This window comes from Microcoleus sp. Pol7_A1, from assembly GCF_036701085.1.
GTDB lineage: Bacteria > Cyanobacteriota > Cyanobacteriia > Cyanobacteriales > Microcoleaceae > Microcoleus > Microcoleus asticus.
In genome coordinates, this window is sequence record NZ_JAUBQD010000170.1 from 1 (window position 1) to 1,202 (window position 1,202).

Below are 1,202 nucleotides of genomic sequence, written 5' to 3' on the forward strand. Positions count from 1 at the left end.
TTTGCCAACAATAGCTCAAAACCTTTGCCCCACTTGTTTTGAGTATTTATACTTGTCGCAAAAGTGACACGCTCCCTCATAGGTGGAGTGGGAGCCATTGCTACATATAAACGACAATTAGCCTGATATGCCTTTTCTAAGGCTTTATATCTATCGGAAGATAAAGGTGCTCGCGGTTCAATCTTTTTGAGTAATTCATCATTTATACAATGAATACTCATACCTAATGTAATATTAGGATTAACGAGAATATCTAAATCCTTTTGCCACAATAAACCACGAGTTAAAATTCTAATTTTTTTATTATGTTTAAGTAAAATTTTTATTGTTTGACGAGTAATTTCTGCTATTTGTTTATTTTGATAAGATCGGTGCCGGAACAAAGTAAAACAACTCCTTTACCTGAAGGTGTATTTTCCCATTTTCTTTTTCTGGCCAAAACATTTTCTAATTTTTCGGGAATTTCCTCTCTAATAAAAAGATATTTTCCCCAATCTAATTGAGGATTATCTACTCCTTTTTGATGTAATCTTTTTTGTTGTGTTCTAATACTTGGAGTCGAAGGAACATAACAAAATGTACATCCATGTAGACAGCCAGATGCTATGTTAACAACGTAGTCACATAGACTTTTTTTATTTAAAGCACTCTTTTGGAGTGGATTGACTATTGTTTCTGTTCCAGTAATCATAATTTTCATCCGAATTGAATTTAATTAATCTTTAAAAGGTTATTTATGAATATGAAGTATGTTAAAGAAAGATAACTGTTTTATATTTGTCATTGTTATTATATCACAATTTTTAAGATTATTACTTTGAGTTTCTTGATATAAATTTGTTTTTTTATTTTTTCTGAAAATTTTTATTTGTTTCTCATCTCTTAAGAGTTTAAGATATTCACAATAATGTTCTCTAGTCGCAGGATTGAATTCCATTGTTTTATTACAAAGTTCGATCAAGGTAACGCCTTCAAAATTATTTTCAAGGACTAAATCATCTAAATCATTACTAAGTCTTTCAATACAAGCTATTTTACTATGCTGGTTAATATCTAGCTGCAACTCAAGCTGATGTTCTTCATAATAAGATGCTGTTCTAAATCCATAGCCATAAATTTCATAATGATATAGCAATCCTAAATCATTATCATGATTGTGATACAATTATATGCAATACTTGATTGTGACCATAAAAAAATGA

General features: G+C 29.6%; 3 protein-coding genes. All 3 read right to left on the minus strand.

Features of this window, described 5'->3' with window-relative positions; genetic code table 11:
* The coding region (locus QUA20_RS31815; protein ID WP_333194331.1) for a radical SAM protein at positions 1 to 383 on the minus strand (383 nt) is incomplete at its 3' end.
* Entirely contained in the window at positions 347 to 700 is a 354-nt protein-coding gene (locus QUA20_RS31820; protein ID WP_333194333.1) for a hypothetical protein, read from the minus strand. The genes QUA20_RS31815 and QUA20_RS31820, both read right to left, overlap by 37 nt.
* Before the next feature lie 30 nt (positions 701 to 730).
* A complete protein-coding gene (locus tag QUA20_RS31825; RefSeq protein ID WP_333194334.1) occupies positions 731 to 1,165 on the minus strand; it encodes a hypothetical protein in 435 nt (144 codons plus the stop codon).
* Positions 1,166 to 1,202 lie beyond the last annotated feature (37 nt).

What these genes read in the sequence shown, in the direction of transcription:
- QUA20_RS31820 (WP_333194333.1), bottom strand. Translation starts at nt 700, where the DNA reads ATGAAAATTATGATTACTGGAACAGAAACAATAGTCAATCCACTCCAA.